A 17,079-nucleotide genomic window follows, 5' to 3' on the forward strand; every position below is an offset into this window, starting at 1 on the left:
CTTTTAGAATTAATCCCCGTTTAAATTTTTAGAATTTAATTAATGATTTTGTATTTATAATTTCGTTAAGTTATTCGCGTTTATTCGGAAGGAAACAAAACAAAACTATATTTAGCATGAAATCTATTAAAATTATACTATCACAATGCCTGGCACTTTTAATGATGTTGGGTTTCGCAGAACTGACAATGGCTCAGGATGAAGCCAGGGCTGAGGCTATCCAGATTTATAACTCGGCCCAGGAAATGGCAGGGCAAAATGAATTTGACGAAGCCATTACTCTTTACAGAGATGCTTTGAGTATTTCACGCGAAAACGATCTAACGGACATTACAGATCTTATTGAAGATCGACTTCCAAAAATTTATGCCAGCAAAGCTTCAAATGCATACCGAACATTCCAGAGCGAAAGAACGCTTGCTTCAATAGACGCAGCGATTGCTGCTTTTGAAGAATCCGGAGAAGTAGCCAATGAGTTTGGTGATGATCAGGTTGTACAACAGGCCAACGGTGCCATTCCGCAATTGCATTATGTTCGCTCAATCCTGAATTTCCGACAGGAAAATTATGATCAGGCTTTGGCCGATTTGGACACAGCTATCGAAATGAACGGAAATTATGCTGCAGCTCATTATCAAAAAGCTGTGGTTATGAAAAATATGAGTCCGGCTGATGTAGAAGCGTGGCTTGCACAATACGATACCGCTATTCAAGTAGCCCAGCAAACAAACGATTCAAAAACGCTGGAGAATGCTACCAATGGTGCCAGAGATGAGTTGATTTTCCGTGCTGTTAATCTTTCTGAAGAAAGACAATTTGGCCCTGCTGTTGAACTTTTGAACAGAGCTGAACAATATGATGATTCTGCCTATGAAGTTCATTACCGATTGGCAGAAGTTGCCAACAAGCGAGGGAATTGGTCAAACGCGGAAACTGAAGCTCGCGAAGCTCTTGAACTCCATAATGGTGGTGTAGCTGACAAAGCCAAGATTTATTTTGAGCTTGGAACAGCTCTTAAAGGACAAGGAGAATTCGAAAACGCATGCTCAGCTTTTGAAGATGCACGTTATGGTGACTTTACAGAACCGGCAAACCATGAACTTCAATTTGAATTGAAGTGTGAAGGCCATACTGCTGCCGGAAGATAGTGTTACAATATAGTTTTTGAAGAAAAGCCGTTCCGAAACCCGGAGCGGCTTTTTTTTTGCTGTTTCATTTTTCCCTTGGCCCGAACTTAACTATCTTTTTATTTTGAAATACATATAAAACAACCTGTAATTTTTTCATGTCTACAACAAAATCTCTCGATCAAGCCTGTGTAAATACTATTCGTGGTTTAGCAATGGATGCCGTTCAAAAAGCAAATTCCGGACATCCCGGAATGCCGATGGGAATGGCTGATGTAGCGTATGTTCTTTGGACAAAATTCCTGAAGCATCACCCCAAAAATCCGCGTTGGTTTGATCGTGACAGATTTATTCTTTCGGCCGGCCACGGTTCGATGCTGCTTTACTCCTTACTCCATCTGACCGGGTATGATGTTCCGATCGAAGAAGTCAAAAATTTTCGCCAGCTGGGCAGCATCACGCCGGGTCATCCGGAATTCGGCTTAACACCGGGTGTAGAAACTACAACCGGCCCACTGGGACAAGGATTTGGAACCGGAGTTGGAATGGCCATAGCGGAAGCTTTTATGTCCGCCATGTTTAATAAAAATCAGTTCAACCTGGTTGATCATTATACTTATGCTATTGTTAGTGACGGCGATTTAATGGAAGGAATTTCTCATGAATCTGCGTCTCTTGCAGGACATCTTAAGCTTGGGAAGCTGATCTATCTCTACGATTCAAATAAAATTTCGATTGAAGGATCCACAGATTTAGCTTTTACTGACGATACGAAGAAACGATTTGAAGCTTATGGATGGGATGTCCAGGTGGTAGATGGCCATAATCACGAAGAGATTGAAGAAGTCATTAAAAATGCTCAGAAAACAGATACCCCATCGCTGATTGAATGCAAAACAAAAATCGGTTTTGGAAGTCCCAATAAAGAAGGTACGTCAGATTCTCATGGTGCTCCTTTGGGGGAAGAAGAGATCAAGATAACCAAAGAGAAATTAGGGTTGGATCCGAATGAAAAATTCCAGGTGAGCGACGCAGTATATACCAAAATGAGAGAAGTCCTTGAAAAGGGGGCTGAATGGGAAGGTCAGTGGAAAGAAAAACTGGACGAGTATGAAAAAGTGTATCCCGTGGACGGGGCTTCTTTCAAGAAGTTTGTCTCCAGGGAAATGCCCAAGAATTGGGATGAAATTCTTCCCGCTTTTGAAACAGATGCAAAAGGAATGGCCACCCGAAAGGCTTCGGGGAAAGTTTTAAACAGCCTTGGTAAACATATTTTAAACTTGCTGGGTGGATCAGCGGATTTGGCAGGCAGCAATAATACCGAACTTGAAAACGAATCGTCATTTAGTGCTACAAACCGGCTTGGAAGAAATTTCCATTACGGAGTTCGCGAACACGGAATGGCAGCAGCTTTGAATGGATTGGCACTTCATGGAGGTGTGATTCCTTATGGAGGCACGTTTCTTGTTTTTTCTGATTACAACAAGCCGTCGATTCGAATTGCAGCACTTTCAGAAATTCCTTCTATTTTTGTTTTTACACATGATAGCATTGGTTTGGGTGAAGACGGTCCAACCCATCAACCCATCGAGCATCTCGCTGCACTGAGAGCCACGCCGAATGTGCATGTAATACGACCTGCTGATGCCAATGAAACGGCTGTTGCCTGGAAGTATGCAATTGAGCGTGAGCATGGTCCGTCTCTACTGGTACTCACACGGCAATCTTTGCCTACCTTGGATCGGGAAAAATACGGTGATGTTTTGGGCACGGAGAAAGGTGCGTATATCCTCAAAAAAGAAAGTGGTGAAACACCCGATTTAATTTTAATGTCTACAGGGTCGGAAGTACACCTTGCATTGCAGGCCGCTGAGAAACTGGAAGAGAATGGAACCTCAGTCAGGGTTGTGAGCATGCCATGTATCGAGAGCTTCAAGGAGCAATCCGATGATTACCGAAACAGCGTCTTGCCATCAGAAGTGAAGAACCGTATATCCATTGAAGCAGCAACAACATTAGGCTGGCACAGATGGGTTGGGAGCGAAGGAATTGCCATCGGGATTGACCGGTTCGGGACTTCGGCACCTTACGAAGAAGCTTATGAGGATTTAGGATTAACTGTTGAACGTATCATCAAAGACGCTGAAAGTTTACTTTCTTAGGAAAGCTCTTTGGGCGGTTCATTTTTATGAATTGTGGTGAAGGTAATGTCGTCGATTGGTTTTTCATCACCGATAAACAACTCGATTGATGAACGAATTTTCTGAGTGATTGTCTTCGCATGAAGAGATCCGTAAATGGAGAGAATTCCATCAAGTCGGTCTTCACCATATTCCTCATTTTTATCATTCCGCGCTTCAATCAAACCGTCGGTGTAGAGAAGCAAACTATCGCCGGGTTCGAAAAGGAATTTTTTCTCTTGTAATTTTTTTCCAAGGGCTTTTGTACTGGTCATTCCCAAAGCGAATCCATCTGTATCAAGACGAAAGGTGGCATCATGTTTTTTGCTGTAAATAATAGGGATGTTATGCCCGGCGCGTGAGAAGAGAAAATGATCTTCTCCGTGTGGGAAAAAAGCGGCACAAGCGGTCACAAATGTCTTATCTCTTTTGTTTGATTTGACATAGTTGTTGAGCTCCATGAACAACTCTTTGGGATTCGGCTCAAGTTTTTTAATCAACAAGTGAACCAGCGCCTGAATTCTCACCATATACAGGGCAGCACTCATTCCTTTTCCGGAAACATCTGCAATGATAATGTACGTGCCTTTTTCCGACTCAACGATATCAATGTAATCTCCGCCAACTTCCTGGGCGGTGGCAGCAAAGGAATAGGCTTCCAGTTGATTAATTCTGGCATTAGACGGAGGCAGAAGGCTAAGCTGGATCTCCCTTGCAAAATCGAGTTCTTTTTGCACATCTGATTTTTCAAGAAGTTCAATCAAAAGAATCAACAAAATACCCGTAAAGGAGAGGGGAAGAAACAATGGATGAATGAGGAAACCAGATAATCCGATCAGAGAAAAAATATAATGCGCCAGGAAACTTACAACTGAGATTCCAAAAACCAGCCGGCGCACGGGATTTAACCGTTTTGTGAGCGAAGAAAGAAGGCTTAAAAACTTCTGGACAACAGGAATTCGCTCAGCCGGTACTCCGGGATTTTGCTCTTTAAGCGCGTCGTGATATAGCTGTTTAATTCGTTCGGAATCGGACTGAAACTCCTTGCCAAGTTGCTTGGAGTTCATCCCGGTTACATATTCTTCGTAAAAAGCTTTCGTGCTGTACGAAGATCTGGTTTCGTTTTTTAATCCCATGTACGTCTGTCAATTCAAATTTATAACCAATGTTACGGATGTTTACCCCAAAAAGTTATTAATTAGGATATTGAAGCACTAAAAGTTTGTTTCCTGAAGGCCAATCGGTTTATCATTCAAATGTTTTATGGGTTCTGTATACCGTTCCTTTTATTACGGCGACCAGATGATTATTCTGGTTTCTGATTTCTGCCTGGATAACTCCGGTCTTGTGTCCCATCGAGATCGTTTTTGCTGTTACGGTTAAAACATCACCGGGGCCGGCCTTTTTTGTAAATGATATAGAATGATCAATTGACACAGCCAGACGACCATAAGAAGCTGCTGCATAGGCAATGGCACTATCGGCAAGTGAAAAGAAGATACCGCCATGTGTAATTTGGTAGCCGTTTAGCATGTCGTCACGAACTGTACAACGTAGTTTACAAAAACCTTTTTTTACTTCAATAACGTCAATTCCCAGCCACTGAGTGAAAGCATCCCTTTCGAGTATATAACTGACAATCTGTTCAGGAGTGGATTTTGACTTTTCATCCATAAAAAATCCCCCGTGTAATTTTCTGTTTAAGAAGTTCCGGTTAAGCTTTTTGGATCTGATGCATCAAATAAATTGACTTTATGATCACAAGGAGCAACCATCTGTGAAACTCCGGTTATCACAACGCCTGCAATTGTAGAATCATCCAAAAATGACTTGGCTTATGTGAAATAAAAATGCTGCCGGAAAATAAACAAATGGAAATTAAAACCAAGATGGGGGAGGCTCTGATGAGAGAAAATAGAAACTTGTCACGCATAGATAAGTAGCACAGTAACAATCGAATTAAAACAAAGACTAAATGAGAGTTCTCAAAATCTATTTTCCTGTCACCGCTATAATCTTTTTTATGATGCCATTCTCGGTTTTAAATGCACAAGATGTATTTGAAGGAACCATCAATAATTATGAAAAACCTTCATCAAAAATTTTGACCGGCATGATGATGCCTTTTGAGATTGGAACAGTAGATCAGAATGGGACCTTTTCCATACCATTAGATGAAGACTTTTTAAATGTTTTGGAAGAATCAATAGAGAAAGAAAACCAAAATTCAAATGGATGGTCCACCAGTATGCTCACAACCGGAAGAATGTTTAGCTGTTCTGATGGTGATGTGGAAGTAACGAATACCGAACTCCCAATCGCAAACCTATCTACGAATGGGAGTTATATGATTGGTAATCCTGAAGAAGAAGTGGACCATGGTTATTTTATGGCAACCAGTTCAAGCGAATTTACAGAAGCGGTCAAATCATTTGGACAAAGCGATGCCGTTCCCGGGTATTACATTGATTGGTATTATTTTGAAGAGCCGTTTTCTGTAAGCGGATCATGTGAAGTAAAAACGTATGCTATGAATCAGGAGGATTTATATATGCAAACAACCACTTACAATCTTGATTTTAAAGAGGGATGGAATCTGGTTAAGTTTGAAATATCAGATATCTATGAAGATCCGGATGGTACAAATCCTCCAATGGAAATGAGCTATTCAACAATAAATGATATTCCGGCTGAGGTGGTCTACTATTTTTTTGAATAAGTCGACTATTTAACAGCCTGAATAATTCTGATCCTTTTCAAGAAGATCTTTCTTTTCTATAAATGAGGGCCTGACTAAATTTCAATTCCGGATATTCTTCCGTTTCACTGTAATCCGCGTAATAATGTAAACTATCGTCAGGCTTTTTGATGATTGCAGATGAGTATGATTTAATATTTCCGGGGCCTGCGATTTTTGCCTGATGAAAAAGTGTATCTCCTTTCACCCATGCAACTCCGGTATGTATTTCATGCTCATTTACAGTTGTAAAAGAAATATTCTTTTCAACAGGATTGTAAATATAGACGCCTTCGTATTCAGCAAATAACTGACCGGTTTTCGATGTCAGCGTATTTGCCACAGGGATTAAAAATTGTTCATTACCTGTTTTGTACTCAAGCCGTGAGATAAATGAAGAATCTTCCGGAATGCCAATCCAGGAACCCGATATATCTTCAAAAAAAGCCAGTAACAGATTTGGATTATCAGACAAGGGCGCTTTCTCAAGAATAAAAGGATCATCCGGTTCTTCGGGAATTTGAGCCTTATATATACTCAGCATGCTTATCAATATGAATAGGAGGTATTTCATGCTTGTCAAAGGCTGGGTTGATATTTGACAACGTTTTAACTCAGAAACCTATCTAATCATTTTTAAGATTAAGTACAATCTTCTTGTTCAGTCTTTGTGTATGAATGTGGCCACAAATCCAAATCCGGCAAAGTAAACAAGAGCAATAATTGGTCCCCAATAAAAAACAGAAGGATAATCAGGAAAGAACCAAAGTAAGCCCGTCACAGAAATTAAAAATATGGTAGTGACGACAAGTGTTGCGGGCATCCATCTTCGGGTGAGGCTGGGATATGCAAATTTGATTGGGACAAATTGCATGATCGTAAAAATAACGATGAGAGCCGCGTTGAAACCGGAAGAAAAATCAAAAATAAAAATCAGGTAAAAAGCTACCATATTCCACATCACCGGAAAACCTTTGAAATACAGATCGTTGGTTACCATTCCCGCTTTCCCATAGTAAATGGCGGAGGTAAGGACGATGAGTAAAGCCATCGCTAAGCCAAGTGAATCGGGCATCAAATCTGCCTGGTAAATCATATAAGCCGGTACAACTGCATATCCGCAAAAATCAATCACAAAATCAATACTTTTGCCACTCATCGTTGGCAGAATTTCTTCCACTTTGTAACGCCGTGCAAGTGTTCCGTCCAGTCCATCAATAACCTGAGCAGCAAGCAGCCACAACATTGCTGACCGGAAATCTTTGACTCCTGTCTCGATGAGTGCCATAAAAACGGTAATAATACCACTGGCAGTAAAAATGTGTACAAACCAGGCTTTTAGTCGTGCCGCCATATCTAAATTGTAATTGATTTAACTGTTATAAGTGTCCGCATATATAACTATTTTTTGCCGTAGTATGAATCATCAAAATATGAAATCCAGGTTAGGATCAGCAATGCGTCCGGCATTAATGCTGATCGGTCTTCTCCTCCTTGCGGGGCTGTTGATTCATTTTTTTACAGATAATCAGTTAAGCTGGCCGGCTTATATCTCGATGATGGTTTTCTATTCTCTGATATTTGGCCTCGGAGCCTATGCTGCACAATTACGCACAGCAAATGATAGCGACAGTTTTCTTCTGGCAGGCCGCCAACTCCCGCTTCTGCTCGCGGTTTTTACCATGAGTGCCACCTGGGTAGGAGGTGGTTATATTAATGGTACTGCAGAATACACGTACAGTTCCGGGTTGGTTTGGGTACAGGCTCCATGGGGGTATGCTATGAGCCTGATTATTGGCGGATTATTCTTTGCCAGAAAGATGCGCCGAAAGGGATACCGAACTCTCCTTGATCCACTTGAAGAAAAGTTTGGGAAACGAATTTCTGCACTTTTTTTCCTTCCGGCTCTTTCGGGAGAGGTGTTTTGGACAGCAGCTATTCTAACGGCACTTGGTACTACTTTTGGAGCTATCGCCGGTTTGGATACATCTACAGCTATCATTTTATCGGCTCTCATCACCATTGCTTACACCGCATTGGGTGGACTCTGGGCCGTTGCTCTTACCGATTTTTTGCAGCTTATTCTTTTGCTTGTCGGACTTTCATTAACGGTTCCTTTTGCTTTGGATGCCGTTGGCGGATGGCCGGCAGCCTGGGAGCAATATCAAAATACATTTGGTGCAGCTGCCAGTTTTTTTCCATCAAGAGAAGCACTTGGAAATTATTACTGGAATTGGTGGGATTACGCACTTTTACTCTGCTTTGGCGGTATTCCGTGGCAAGTCTACTTTCAACGTGTGCTGGCTTCGCGTGATGAAAATACTGCTGTTCGGCTTTCCGTCATTGCCGGTGTGGTATGTTTGATTGCTGCGGTACCTGCCGTTCTGATTGGAATTGCCGGTCAGACGGCTGATTGGAGTTTGCTGAATGCCCCGGCTCCGCCAGATGCCGCATCAACCCTTCCGTGGGTAATCCGATACCTGACACCGGGCTGGGTTGGAATTATCGGGCTGGGTGCTGTGACTGCGGCTGTGATGTCTTCAGCAGATTCGTCTATTCTTTCCGCTTCATCAATGTCCGGGTGGAATGTCTATCGTCCATTATTCAAACCGAAGATCGACACCAAAAACCTGAGAAAGCTGGTCCAGCGGATGATCTGGATTATCGGAATTGCAGCCATGCTGATTGCATTGAATATTCAAAGTGTATATGAACTGTGGTTTCTTTGCAGCGATTTCGTTTATTGCCTGCTGTTTCCGGCGCTGGTTTGTGCACTCTTTGATCCCAAAGCAAATGGTGTAGGTGCTTTAGCCGGTTTTATCGTGGCCGCAATTCTTCGATTTGGCGGGGGAGATGCAACGCTTGGGATTCCGGTTCTTTTGCCGTATCCAATGATGGAAGATGGGGTTTCACTGTTTCCATTCAGAACATTGGCAATGACCTCCGGATTAGTAACCATCATCATCGTTTCCAGAATTCGTTCTTTTTTCCGGTGAGGATTATTTCCCCTCAAGCACGGCAAGTGTACTCGATTTATATGTGCGGCTGATCGGCAATTCAGAACCATTCACAGTTACAGAGGTCGTATTAAACGTATCAATATGATTTTGGTTGATAATGTAGGATCGGTGAATCCGGATAAACGTTTCCGGCAGATTTTCCTCAAAAGACGAAATCGTTTCGCGGGTAGTTAAGATTTGATCTTTTGTGTGAAGCTGAACATAATCACTAAGACTTTCAAGGTAAATGAGATCGTCCAATTTCACCTGGTGATTGGTTCGGTCTGCCCGAACCGCGATAAACTCCGTTTTCAGGGATTCTTTCTCTTCCATTAATTGCTGCACTTTGAATTCATTATTCTTCACCCGCCTGAAGAGGAGGTAAAATGCCTTGATCAATACAATCAGATAAACCGAAAACCCAAGCGCGAATATATTTGTCATCATCGGGTCCAGTTCGTTGTAATTATAATTTGCGAGAATGATGAACGATATCAAAACCACAATCATCTCTAGGTAAAGAGAAACGATGACGGTGTACATAGTATAGATGGAGAACCGAACGTACTTTCGTTCGAGTAAAAATTTTGGTACCAGGTAATAATTGAAAAAGTAAGAAGTGGCCATCGCAACCGGAAGAAGGAAGGTGACGAAGTAAAAGCTTTGGGTGTAATTTTCATAGCTGTTTCCAAAGCTGACGACCAGTATGGAACCAGCTAATATCCAAAAAAGTATATGTTTACCTGCGTGCATCGTTTTTGACTAAAAATCCTGAATAGTTCACAGAAATCCATCTTTTATCGACGAACTACATCTTTAGCAGGGGTTTCTACCTTGCTGAAAAGTGCTTGCTAAAGATACATTTCTTGTGAACATTAAATTTAAAACAGGTGAAAATTATGCTTGATCTATTTTATGAAGGCGGACCACTTTTTATGGGTATTTTAACGATTATTTTGATCGCTTTAATTGCAACAGCAGTTTATTCATTCATTGGAACCAAAAAAGGAAGTTCCGGAGCGAAATCAATTTCGTTAGTAAAAGAGATTGGAATTTTTGGATTGGTCGTCGGTATTCTCGGTCAATTGATAGGTCTTGTTCAAGCCTTTGATGCCATTGAGCGTGCCGTAGATGTCTCCCCGGCTTTATTGGCCCACGGACTGAAAATTTCCATGATTACAACCCTTTACGGGATGATCATCTTTTTGATTGCCTGGCTTCTTTACATTGGTTTAAAAGTAAAAATAGATAGAGAGTAAAAACAGTAACTTATTTTCAACTTTTCTATCCAGTCAATCTTTGACCAGCTAAATGATATTAAGATCAAGAGACGGTATTTGGATCTCATATCTACTCATCAATCACACTGTTTATAAAAAACTATGGAAAAAATCCTGGCAGTTTTAGCACTTGTTTTATGTTGTATTCCGTCCCTATTGGAAGCTCAGCCTTGGGTTCAGGAATTAGATTCTGTATTACTTACCCTTACCGAGCAGGAGATGTTCAACGGGCAGGTATTGCTCGTCGAGAAAGACGAGATTGTATTCTATAACGGGTATGGTTCGTATGACAACAAGCCGATTGATACAACAAGTTTATTACCCATTGCATCGGTCTCAAAATCGATTACGGCTTTCGGCATCATGATTCTCAAAGAACAGGGAAAACTTAGCTATGATGACAAGATAACCGAGTACCTGCCGGGAATGCCTTATCCAGACATTACAATCCGACAGTTGTTGAATCAAACCAGCGGCATTCCAAATTTCTTATCAGTAGCGATTGAATATGGTGATACGACGCGGGTGATGAATCGGGTGATGAATAAGGATAGGATTTTCGAACTAATTAAAGATGTAAGTCCCACTGCAGGTAAAGCCGGCGAAAAGTTTTTTTATAACAATTCGAATTACCTGTTATGCAGAAGTATTATTGAAAGCGTTTCGGGAATGTCCTATTCAGATTTCATGGCGCAAAACCTCTGGGAGCCCCTGGATATGAATCAAACTGAATCCGATACCAATGATTACCCGGAAGATATTCAGATCAATACCAACAACTTTTATAATCCGGAAAGTGAAATTAATAGTACAGCAAGGGATCTTTTCCGGTTTTCACAGGCTTTAACCAACGATATCCTGGTCAGTCAGGAATCTGTTGAAGAAGCATTTTCCCAAACACGGTTGAATGATGGAACAATTAGCAATTATGGGTTGGGTTGGTACATCCGGGAAACACCTGACAATAAATCCGTAGGACACTGGGGTGGTGGAGAATTAATTAAGTCATATTTGGAAATATATCTAACCGAAGAAAAAAAGCTGGTTATTCTCTCCGTCAACTCCACCGGCTACATCGATAAAACCTACCGGGTGATTAGAAATATCTGGGAGAATAAACCTTACGAAATTCCGACTCAGCTTAGCGAATATGATATAGATCCCAAATTATTCCAGCAATACACAGGCCGTTATTTAACTCCTAATTTAGGTCTGCTTCATATCAGTACTGAAAACGGAAAGTTATACCTGAGGCCGGACCCTGTGCCGGGCAAGGAAGAATTGGTTCCCTCTTCAGACTCCACATTTTATTTTAGAAACCAGGATTTAGAGTGGCAGTTCTACCATAGCGGGAAGGGAGATGTTATCGGGTTTGGATTTAAGGATGACAGGAAAAACATGGGACCTAAACAGGATTAGTCATTATGCGATTATTTGAAATTTGTATCCTCGTTACTCTTTTTATAACGGCATGCGGCCATTTCATTAAACCTGAAAAACGGCCGAAAAGCTTGATTTATTTGCCTTTTTTTGTGCTGCTCCTGATTCTCTTGCACCTGCTGATTGAAGGGTTCAGATGGCAAATAGTGCCGGCTTATTTCCTAACATTGCTGTTTTTAATTCAGTCAGTTCGACTCATCAAACGAAAGCAAAACTTGTTCGTTTATAACGACCGAAAATGGCTTCGGATATTGGGTGGAGTTTGTTCAATTCTTCTTTTGATCGTTTCCGGTGTGTTGGTTTCGATACTCCCCGTTTTTGATTTGCCTGAAGCCACAGGTCCATATACAGTTGGAACGACAACATTTATGCTTGAAGATTCCGATAGGGAAGAGGTCATCACCGGAAATCCCAATGACAATCGAAAGCTGATGGTACGTGCCTGGTATCCCTCTGATGATCTGTCTTCAAATGTGAAAGAGATGGAATATATGCATCCGTATGAAGCGGAGTATTTTGCAAAGAAATATGGATTGCCGGCATTCACGTTGAATCATTTGAGACATGTTGATACAAATGTTTACGAGGATCTGATTGTTTCCGGTCAGGAATCAACATTTCCTGTTCTTCTTTTCTCTCACGGATACAAGGTTCCGCCGGCCACATATGCATCCTTTTTGAGTGAAATCGCCAGTCACGGCTACATCATTTTTGCAGTCAATTATCCCTATCAATCGGTCGCAACGGTTTTCCCCGATGGCAATAAGGTTTCTTTTGATTACCGGTACGAATCCAGAAACTTCGAGAATGTCTGGGAACAGATTGTTGAACTCGAAGAGAATTTTTGGGCCGCTGAGAGCGATTCTGCAAAACGGTATATTATTCGCGAAATTTCCAATCTCTATCCCAATGCAGAAATGATGCGGCAATGGGCAGTCGACCTCTCTTTTGTGATTGATGAATTGGAAGAGATCAATTCCCAAACCAATAATCGATTTTTTGGCAAACTGAACCTTGACAAGATCGGGGCGTTTGGCCACTCGGCAGGAGGGGGCACAGCCGGACAACTGATGCTTACTGATTCAAGAGTAAAAGCCGGGATAAATTGGGACGGTGCCCAATGGGCTGATATGATCGACTCAACGCTTACGAAACCATTCTTGAGAATTGAAGCGGTTTACGAACCTACAAAATTTGCCCCGAATGACTTGGTCTTCCACAATGTAAACGAAGAAGTTCATTACAATGTAAAAGTTGATGGTTTTGGCCATAGCAACTTCAGCGATATTCCTTTGTTGATACCGGTTCAGGCCGTCAACCAGGCGGGAGATATGGATCCCATTCGGGCGATTGAATTGATCAACGAATACTCGATCACTTTTTTTGATAAATATCTTCGTGATGATCAGGGAATTGAAGTAACCGATTTGAATCAAAAATATCCTGAAGTGGAGTAGATTCAAAGACTCGTAAAGTTTCAAAAGATTTAGCGGATCAAAAATCGTATTTAAACCTCTTCTCTTACCCTAATCCGATGATCTGTATTGCTCTCCAAAAATTCATCAGGAATAGGATAGCCTGCTCTTTTTTTAATGGAATTCGGAACCCGTAGATTGCTGTAATAATCAAGCCAAATAATGCTCATAGTAAATATCAATTGGTTAGGAGCAGGTGTTTATTCATATAATGTGAGCGAAACAGGATTGGACTATTAAACATAAAATTTAAAAAGTTGTCGCATGGATAAAAGTCAAAACGCATCTGAAAACACAGAGAAGAATATGGAAAATGGGGAAAGTAAATGTCCTTTTCATCATGAAGCTCCAAGCCCGACTGCCGGAGCAGGAACGACGAACAGGGACTGGTGGCCGAATCAGCTAAAACTGGATGTATTACGTCAGCATTCGTCATTGTCTGATCCCATGGGAGAGGATTTCGATTATGCAGAAGAGTTTAAAAAACTGGATTTGAACGAAATCAAACAGGATCTGTACGATCTGATGACCGATTCGCAAGAATGGTGGCCGGCCGATTGGGGGCACTACGGTCCGCTTTTTATCCGGATGGCATGGCACAGTGCGGGAACATATCGTGTGGCTGATGGCCGTGGAGGCGGCGGAACCGGGAATCAGCGGTTTGCTCCTTTGAATAGCTGGCCCGACAATGTGAGCCTCGATAAAGCACGCCGTTTACTGTGGCCCATCAAGCAAAAATATGGACGAAAAATTTCCTGGGCTGATCTGATGATTTTGACCGGAAACTGCGCTCTGGAATCTATGGGCTTTAAAACATTCGGTTTCGGCGGCGGACGTAAGGATGCATGGGAACCGGAAAAAGATGTGAACTGGGGAGCAGAACGGGAATGGCTTGCCAGCAATCGTCACGATGAAGAGAATATTCTTGAAGGAAATCTCGCAGCCGATCACATGGGATTGATTTATGTGAATCCCGAAGGTCCTGATGGAATTCCTGATCCCAAAAAAGCCGCTCATTTTATTCGCCAAACATTCAAAAGAATGGCTATGGATGATGAAGAAACCGTAGCATTGATTGCAGGCGGACACACGTTTGGTAAAGTTCACGGTGCATCAACAGAAGACCACAATGCGGACGATCCTGAAAAAGCACCGATTGAAATGCAGGGGCTTGGCTGGGCAAACAGCTATGAATCCGGGAAAGGTGCGCACACGATTACAAGTGGACTGGAAGGAACCTGGACGCAAACGCCCACCGAGTGGAGCATGAACTTCCTGAAAAATCTCTTTGAATATGACTATGAACTGGAGAAGGGACCCGGCGGAAAATGGCAGTGGACAGCTACCAACGAAGAGGCAAAAAATACAGTACCGGATGCGCATGATCCGAAGAAGAAAACCACTCCGTTCATGCTGACAACCGACCTTGCGCTGAAGGAAGATGCCGCTTACGAAAAAATTTCACGCAGATTTTATGAGAATCCGGATGAATTTGCAGATGCATTTGCACGTGCATGGTACAAACTGACTCACCGCGATATGGGGCCGAAGTCACTTCTGCTCGGACCGGAAGTTCCTGAGGAAGAATTACTCTGGCAAGACCCGATTCCCGAAGTGGATTATGAACTGGTAAATGATGAAGATATTTCCACATTGAAAGGGCATATTCTGAATTCAGGATTGACGGTTTCTGAGCTGGTATCCACAGCCTGGGCTTCTGCTTCTACCTTCCGCGGATCGGACAAACGTGGGGGTGCCAACGGAGCACGTATTCGGTTAGCTCCTCAGAAAGACTGGGAAGTCAACAATCCCGATCAGTTGCAGAAAGTGCTTGCAACGCTTACAGATATCCAAACATCTTTTAACGATTCCCAGGAAGGCAATAAGAAAGTTTCACTTGCCGACCTGATTGTTCTGGGCGGATGTGCGGCCATCGAAAATGCAGCGGAAAAAGCCGGGCACGACATCACGGTTCCCTTTACACCGGGCCGCGCCGATGCCCCGGCCGAACAAACCGATGTGGAATCATTTGAATGGCTGAAACCACATGCTGACGGATTCCGAAACTATGAGAATATGGAAGAGGACGTAACGGCAGAAGAGATGTTGGTTGACAAAGCTCAGCTGATGACGCTGACAGGTCCCGAGATGACCGTACTTCTCGGCGGAATGCGAGTGCTGGATACCAACTGGGACGGATCCGAACACGGCGTATTTACGGACAAACCCGGAACACTGACCAACGACTTTTTCGTGAACCTGCTCGATCTGAGCAACGAATGGAAAGACGTTTCCGGTGACGGTACCTTGTTTGAAGGCCGTAACCGCGATACCGGTGATGTAAAATGGACCGCCAGACGCGCCGACCTGATCTTCGGTTCCAACTCTGAACTGAGAGCCATCGCCGAAGTATACGGAAGCAACGACTCCGAAGAGAAGTTCCTCAAAGACTTCGTCAAAGCCTGGAATAAGGTGATGGAGTTGGATCGGTTTGATTTGAAATGATTGGCTTAGAACATAGCTAAACAATCGAAAAGGCAGCCTGGTTACGGGCTGCCTTTTTTCTGTATTATTATTCAGTAAAGATTTACAGGAAAATTGATGATAAATTTCTCTCTTTTGAGAGGAGACTTTAGTTCAGTCCCTAGCCTGATCTGATTATTCCGAAAACATTTCCTGCAAAACACTCAGCGTTTTATTTTGGGCAGATGAAGGAATGGTCCCCAGTTTTTTAATCAATCGCTGCTTGTCCACCGTTCGAATTTGATCCAACACAATTTGGCCTTTCTTTTTCTGAAAGGTAACCGTGACTCTTGAGGGATGATTTCTGATGGTTGATGTCATCGGGGCGATGATGACGGTTCGGATATGCCGATTCATTTCATTGGGAGAGATCACCAAACAGGGACGGGTTTTCTTGATTTCTGAACCTTTCGTAGGATCGAGAGATATTAACCAGACATCAAACCGTTCTACCATGTCCACTCGGTTTCATCCCATTCGCTGGATTGTTCCGTTTCTTCCTTGTCCAATAGCTCATCATCTTTTTCCTGAGCCATTTTTTCAAAGGCATCATTCCAACCATAGCGGGTTTGATCCGGTGAGCGCAAAATGATCTGATTGCCTTCAAGGATCATTTCGATTTCTTCAGAAAGCCCGGCCTCTTCAATGATCGGTTTGGGAATTCGAACGCCTTGGGAATTTCCGATGCGTATGAGTTTTGTTTTCATGGTATTCAATTTTGATATAATGTAATTACAATATAAGTACTTTAAAAGGTATCCGAAACCAACGGTTTCAAGTAATTTTGGTAAAATGATGGGACGAGGTTTAAGCCATTCTTAGTTAAACTCAGAATCTCCAATTGATTTCAAGATTCAAAAAAAAGTCAATGAATCTATTTTTCTTTTCGAGTGATTTCAATCCCTTCAATATCAAAAATCCTCTCAGGTAAATTATCTCCCATAAAAAAATTGGGTCCAGAGAAATCTGCATAAATGCGGCCGCCACAGGTCTTGTGTATTAAACCCGTTCTGACTGGGGTACCTGTTCTAGGTCGTTCAGGATCTGGTTCTACATGTGGAATAACATCGAAATTATGGCTGCCGCAGCTTAGGCAATGTGCGGGAGATTTTCGTTTCCTAAATAGTTCATTTCTCTGTTCGTCTGATAGAATTTCTACAGGAACAATAGAATTACAGCCATAGCAGATACCTGTACTACGGCTTAAAGGAATTAATTTTCCATTGATCTTATAGTTGAAACCTCCCCAAGAGGAGAAAGTAGACCCACTTAAGTCGCATTTTGTACAAGTATATTTGATAGGAATTGGCACAGGTTC

Annotated in this window: 17 protein-coding genes; 8 read left to right on the top strand and 9 right to left on the bottom strand. The window is 42.3% G+C overall.

The annotated features are described in order from the left end of the window. Positions 1-116 precede the first annotated feature (116 nt). Together L0B18_RS10680 and tkt are read left to right on the top strand one after the other, a co-directional pair. Positions 117-1,148 (top strand): hypothetical protein, encoded by a 1,032-nt coding sequence (locus L0B18_RS10680; RefSeq protein ID WP_234571760.1) that lies wholly within the window; start codon positions 117-119, stop codon positions 1,146-1,148. A gap of 137 nt (positions 1,149-1,285) precedes the next feature. Beyond that, entirely contained in the window at positions 1,286-3,289 is a 2,004-nt protein-coding gene (gene tkt, locus L0B18_RS10685) for a transketolase (protein WP_234571761.1), read from the top strand. On the opposite strand, the gene L0B18_RS10690 is transcribed toward tkt, so the two are convergent. Both L0B18_RS10690 and L0B18_RS10695 read right to left on the bottom strand, forming a co-directional pair. After that, positions 3,286-4,443, bottom strand: coding sequence for a PP2C family protein-serine/threonine phosphatase (locus L0B18_RS10690; RefSeq protein WP_234571762.1), 1,158 nt, complete (start codon positions 4,441-4,443; stop codon positions 3,286-3,288). The genes tkt and L0B18_RS10690 overlap by 4 nt on opposite strands. 112 nt (positions 4,444-4,555) lie before the next feature. Further along, complete coding sequence (locus tag L0B18_RS10695; RefSeq protein WP_234571763.1) at positions 4,556-4,981, bottom strand: hotdog fold thioesterase; 426 nt, start codon at positions 4,979-4,981, stop codon at positions 4,556-4,558. 349 nt (positions 4,982-5,330) lie between these two features. Between L0B18_RS10695 and L0B18_RS10700 the strand changes: the two genes are divergently transcribed. Then, positions 5,331-6,026, top strand: a complete 696-nt coding sequence (locus L0B18_RS10700) for a hypothetical protein (protein ID WP_234571764.1) — start codon at positions 5,331-5,333, stop codon at positions 6,024-6,026. Positions 6,027-6,063: 37 nt separating this feature from the next. Here L0B18_RS10700 and L0B18_RS10705 read toward each other — a convergent pair whose 3' ends face one another. Further along, positions 6,064-6,588 carry a hypothetical protein gene (locus tag L0B18_RS10705; protein ID WP_234571765.1) on the bottom strand — a complete coding sequence of 175 codons (525 nt, stop codon included), beginning with the start codon at positions 6,586-6,588 and terminating at the stop codon, positions 6,064-6,066. A gap of 117 nt (positions 6,589-6,705) precedes the next feature. Beyond that, entirely contained in the window at positions 6,706-7,398 is a 693-nt protein-coding gene (locus L0B18_RS10710) for a CDP-alcohol phosphatidyltransferase family protein (protein ID WP_234571766.1), read from the bottom strand. Between the two features lie 79 nt (positions 7,399-7,477). On the opposite strand from L0B18_RS10710, the gene L0B18_RS10715 reads away from it, so the two are divergent. Next, positions 7,478-9,040 carry a sodium:solute symporter family protein gene (locus tag L0B18_RS10715; protein WP_234571767.1) on the top strand — a complete coding sequence of 521 codons (1,563 nt, stop codon included), beginning with the start codon at positions 7,478-7,480 and terminating at the stop codon, positions 9,038-9,040. 3 nt (positions 9,041-9,043) lie between these two features. Here the strand turns inward: L0B18_RS10715 and L0B18_RS10720 are convergent, their stop codons facing one another. Then, positions 9,044-9,796, bottom strand: a complete 753-nt coding sequence (locus L0B18_RS10720) for a LytR/AlgR family response regulator transcription factor (RefSeq protein ID WP_234571768.1) — start codon at positions 9,794-9,796, stop codon at positions 9,044-9,046. A 146-nt stretch (positions 9,797-9,942) separates the two neighbouring features. Here L0B18_RS10720 and L0B18_RS10725 point away from each other — a divergent pair, with 146 nt between their 5' ends. The 3 genes from L0B18_RS10725 (at position 9,943) to L0B18_RS10735 (ending at position 13,220) form a co-directional block, all read left to right on the top strand. Next, complete coding sequence (locus L0B18_RS10725; RefSeq protein ID WP_234571769.1) at positions 9,943-10,302, top strand: MotA/TolQ/ExbB proton channel family protein; 360 nt, start codon at positions 9,943-9,945, stop codon at positions 10,300-10,302. Positions 10,303-10,425: 123 nt separating this feature from the next. Continuing rightward, a complete protein-coding gene (locus L0B18_RS10730; RefSeq protein WP_234571770.1) occupies positions 10,426-11,742 on the top strand; it encodes a serine hydrolase in 1,317 nt (438 codons plus the stop codon). A 5-nt stretch (positions 11,743-11,747) separates the two neighbouring features. Then, the gene (locus L0B18_RS10735; RefSeq protein ID WP_234571771.1) at positions 11,748-13,220 is read left to right on the top strand and encodes an alpha/beta hydrolase family protein; all 1,473 of its coding nucleotides are present in this window, start codon (positions 11,748-11,750) and stop codon (positions 13,218-13,220) included. A 50-nt stretch (positions 13,221-13,270) separates the two neighbouring features. On the opposite strand, the gene L0B18_RS10740 is transcribed toward L0B18_RS10735, so the two are convergent. Further along, entirely contained in the window at positions 13,271-13,408 is a 138-nt protein-coding gene (locus L0B18_RS10740; RefSeq protein ID WP_234571772.1) for a hypothetical protein, read from the bottom strand. Between the two features lie 94 nt (positions 13,409-13,502). Between L0B18_RS10740 and katG the strand changes: the two genes are divergently transcribed. Further along, positions 13,503-15,743, top strand: a complete 2,241-nt coding sequence (gene katG, locus L0B18_RS10745; protein ID WP_234571773.1) for a catalase/peroxidase HPI — start codon at positions 13,503-13,505, stop codon at positions 15,741-15,743. 153 nt (positions 15,744-15,896) lie between these two features. On the opposite strand, the gene L0B18_RS10750 is transcribed toward katG, so the two are convergent. From L0B18_RS10750 to L0B18_RS10760, 3 genes are all read right to left on the bottom strand, one after another. After that, positions 15,897-16,217: a type II toxin-antitoxin system PemK/MazF family toxin gene (locus L0B18_RS10750; protein WP_234571774.1), complete on the bottom strand. Its 321-nt coding sequence runs from the start codon at positions 16,215-16,217 to the stop codon at positions 15,897-15,899. Beyond that, entirely contained in the window at positions 16,211-16,468 is a 258-nt protein-coding gene (locus L0B18_RS10755) for an AbrB/MazE/SpoVT family DNA-binding domain-containing protein (protein ID WP_234571775.1), read from the bottom strand. Before L0B18_RS10755 ends, L0B18_RS10750 begins: the two co-directional genes overlap by 7 nt. Before the next feature lie 167 nt (positions 16,469-16,635). Next, positions 16,636-17,073, bottom strand: a complete 438-nt coding sequence (locus L0B18_RS10760; RefSeq protein ID WP_234571776.1) for a hypothetical protein — start codon at positions 17,071-17,073, stop codon at positions 16,636-16,638. Positions 17,074-17,079: the final 6 nt, after the last annotated feature.

The sequence above is a fragment of the Rhodohalobacter sp. 614A genome, from assembly GCF_021462415.1.
GTDB lineage: Bacteria > Bacteroidota > Rhodothermia > Balneolales > Balneolaceae > Rhodohalobacter.

What these genes read in the sequence shown, in the direction of transcription:
- L0B18_RS10695 (WP_234571763.1), bottom strand. Translation starts at nt 4,981, where the DNA reads ATGGATGAAAAGTCAAAATCCACTCCTGAACAGATTGTCAGTTATATA.
- L0B18_RS10755 (WP_234571775.1), bottom strand. Translation starts at nt 16,468, where the DNA reads ATGAAAACAAAACTCATACGCATCGGAAATTCCCAAGGCGTTCGAATT.
- L0B18_RS10710 (WP_234571766.1), bottom strand. Translation starts at nt 7,398, where the DNA reads ATGGCGGCACGACTAAAAGCCTGGTTTGTACACATTTTTACTGCCAGT.
- L0B18_RS10715 (WP_234571767.1), top strand. Translation starts at nt 7,478, where the DNA reads ATGAAATCCAGGTTAGGATCAGCAATGCGTCCGGCATTAATGCTGATC.
- L0B18_RS10740 (WP_234571772.1), bottom strand. Translation starts at nt 13,408, where the DNA reads ATGAGCATTATTTGGCTTGATTATTACAGCAATCTACGGGTTCCGAAT.
- L0B18_RS10720 (WP_234571768.1), bottom strand. Translation starts at nt 9,796, where the DNA reads ATGCACGCAGGTAAACATATACTTTTTTGGATATTAGCTGGTTCCATA.
- L0B18_RS10725 (WP_234571769.1), top strand. Translation starts at nt 9,943, where the DNA reads ATGCTTGATCTATTTTATGAAGGCGGACCACTTTTTATGGGTATTTTA.
- L0B18_RS10705 (WP_234571765.1), bottom strand. Translation starts at nt 6,588, where the DNA reads ATGCTGAGTATATATAAGGCTCAAATTCCCGAAGAACCGGATGATCCT.
- L0B18_RS10690 (WP_234571762.1), bottom strand. Translation starts at nt 4,443, where the DNA reads ATGGGATTAAAAAACGAAACCAGATCTTCGTACAGCACGAAAGCTTTT.
- L0B18_RS10750 (WP_234571774.1), bottom strand. Translation starts at nt 16,217, where the DNA reads ATGGTAGAACGGTTTGATGTCTGGTTAATATCTCTCGATCCTACGAAA.
- L0B18_RS10700 (WP_234571764.1), top strand. Translation starts at nt 5,331, where the DNA reads ATGATGCCATTCTCGGTTTTAAATGCACAAGATGTATTTGAAGGAACC.
- L0B18_RS10735 (WP_234571771.1), top strand. Translation starts at nt 11,748, where the DNA reads ATGCGATTATTTGAAATTTGTATCCTCGTTACTCTTTTTATAACGGCA.
- L0B18_RS10730 (WP_234571770.1), top strand. Translation starts at nt 10,426, where the DNA reads ATGGAAAAAATCCTGGCAGTTTTAGCACTTGTTTTATGTTGTATTCCG.
- L0B18_RS10680 (WP_234571760.1), top strand. Translation starts at nt 117, where the DNA reads ATGAAATCTATTAAAATTATACTATCACAATGCCTGGCACTTTTAATG.
- katG (WP_234571773.1), top strand. Translation starts at nt 13,503, where the DNA reads ATGGATAAAAGTCAAAACGCATCTGAAAACACAGAGAAGAATATGGAA.
- tkt (WP_234571761.1), top strand. Translation starts at nt 1,286, where the DNA reads ATGTCTACAACAAAATCTCTCGATCAAGCCTGTGTAAATACTATTCGT.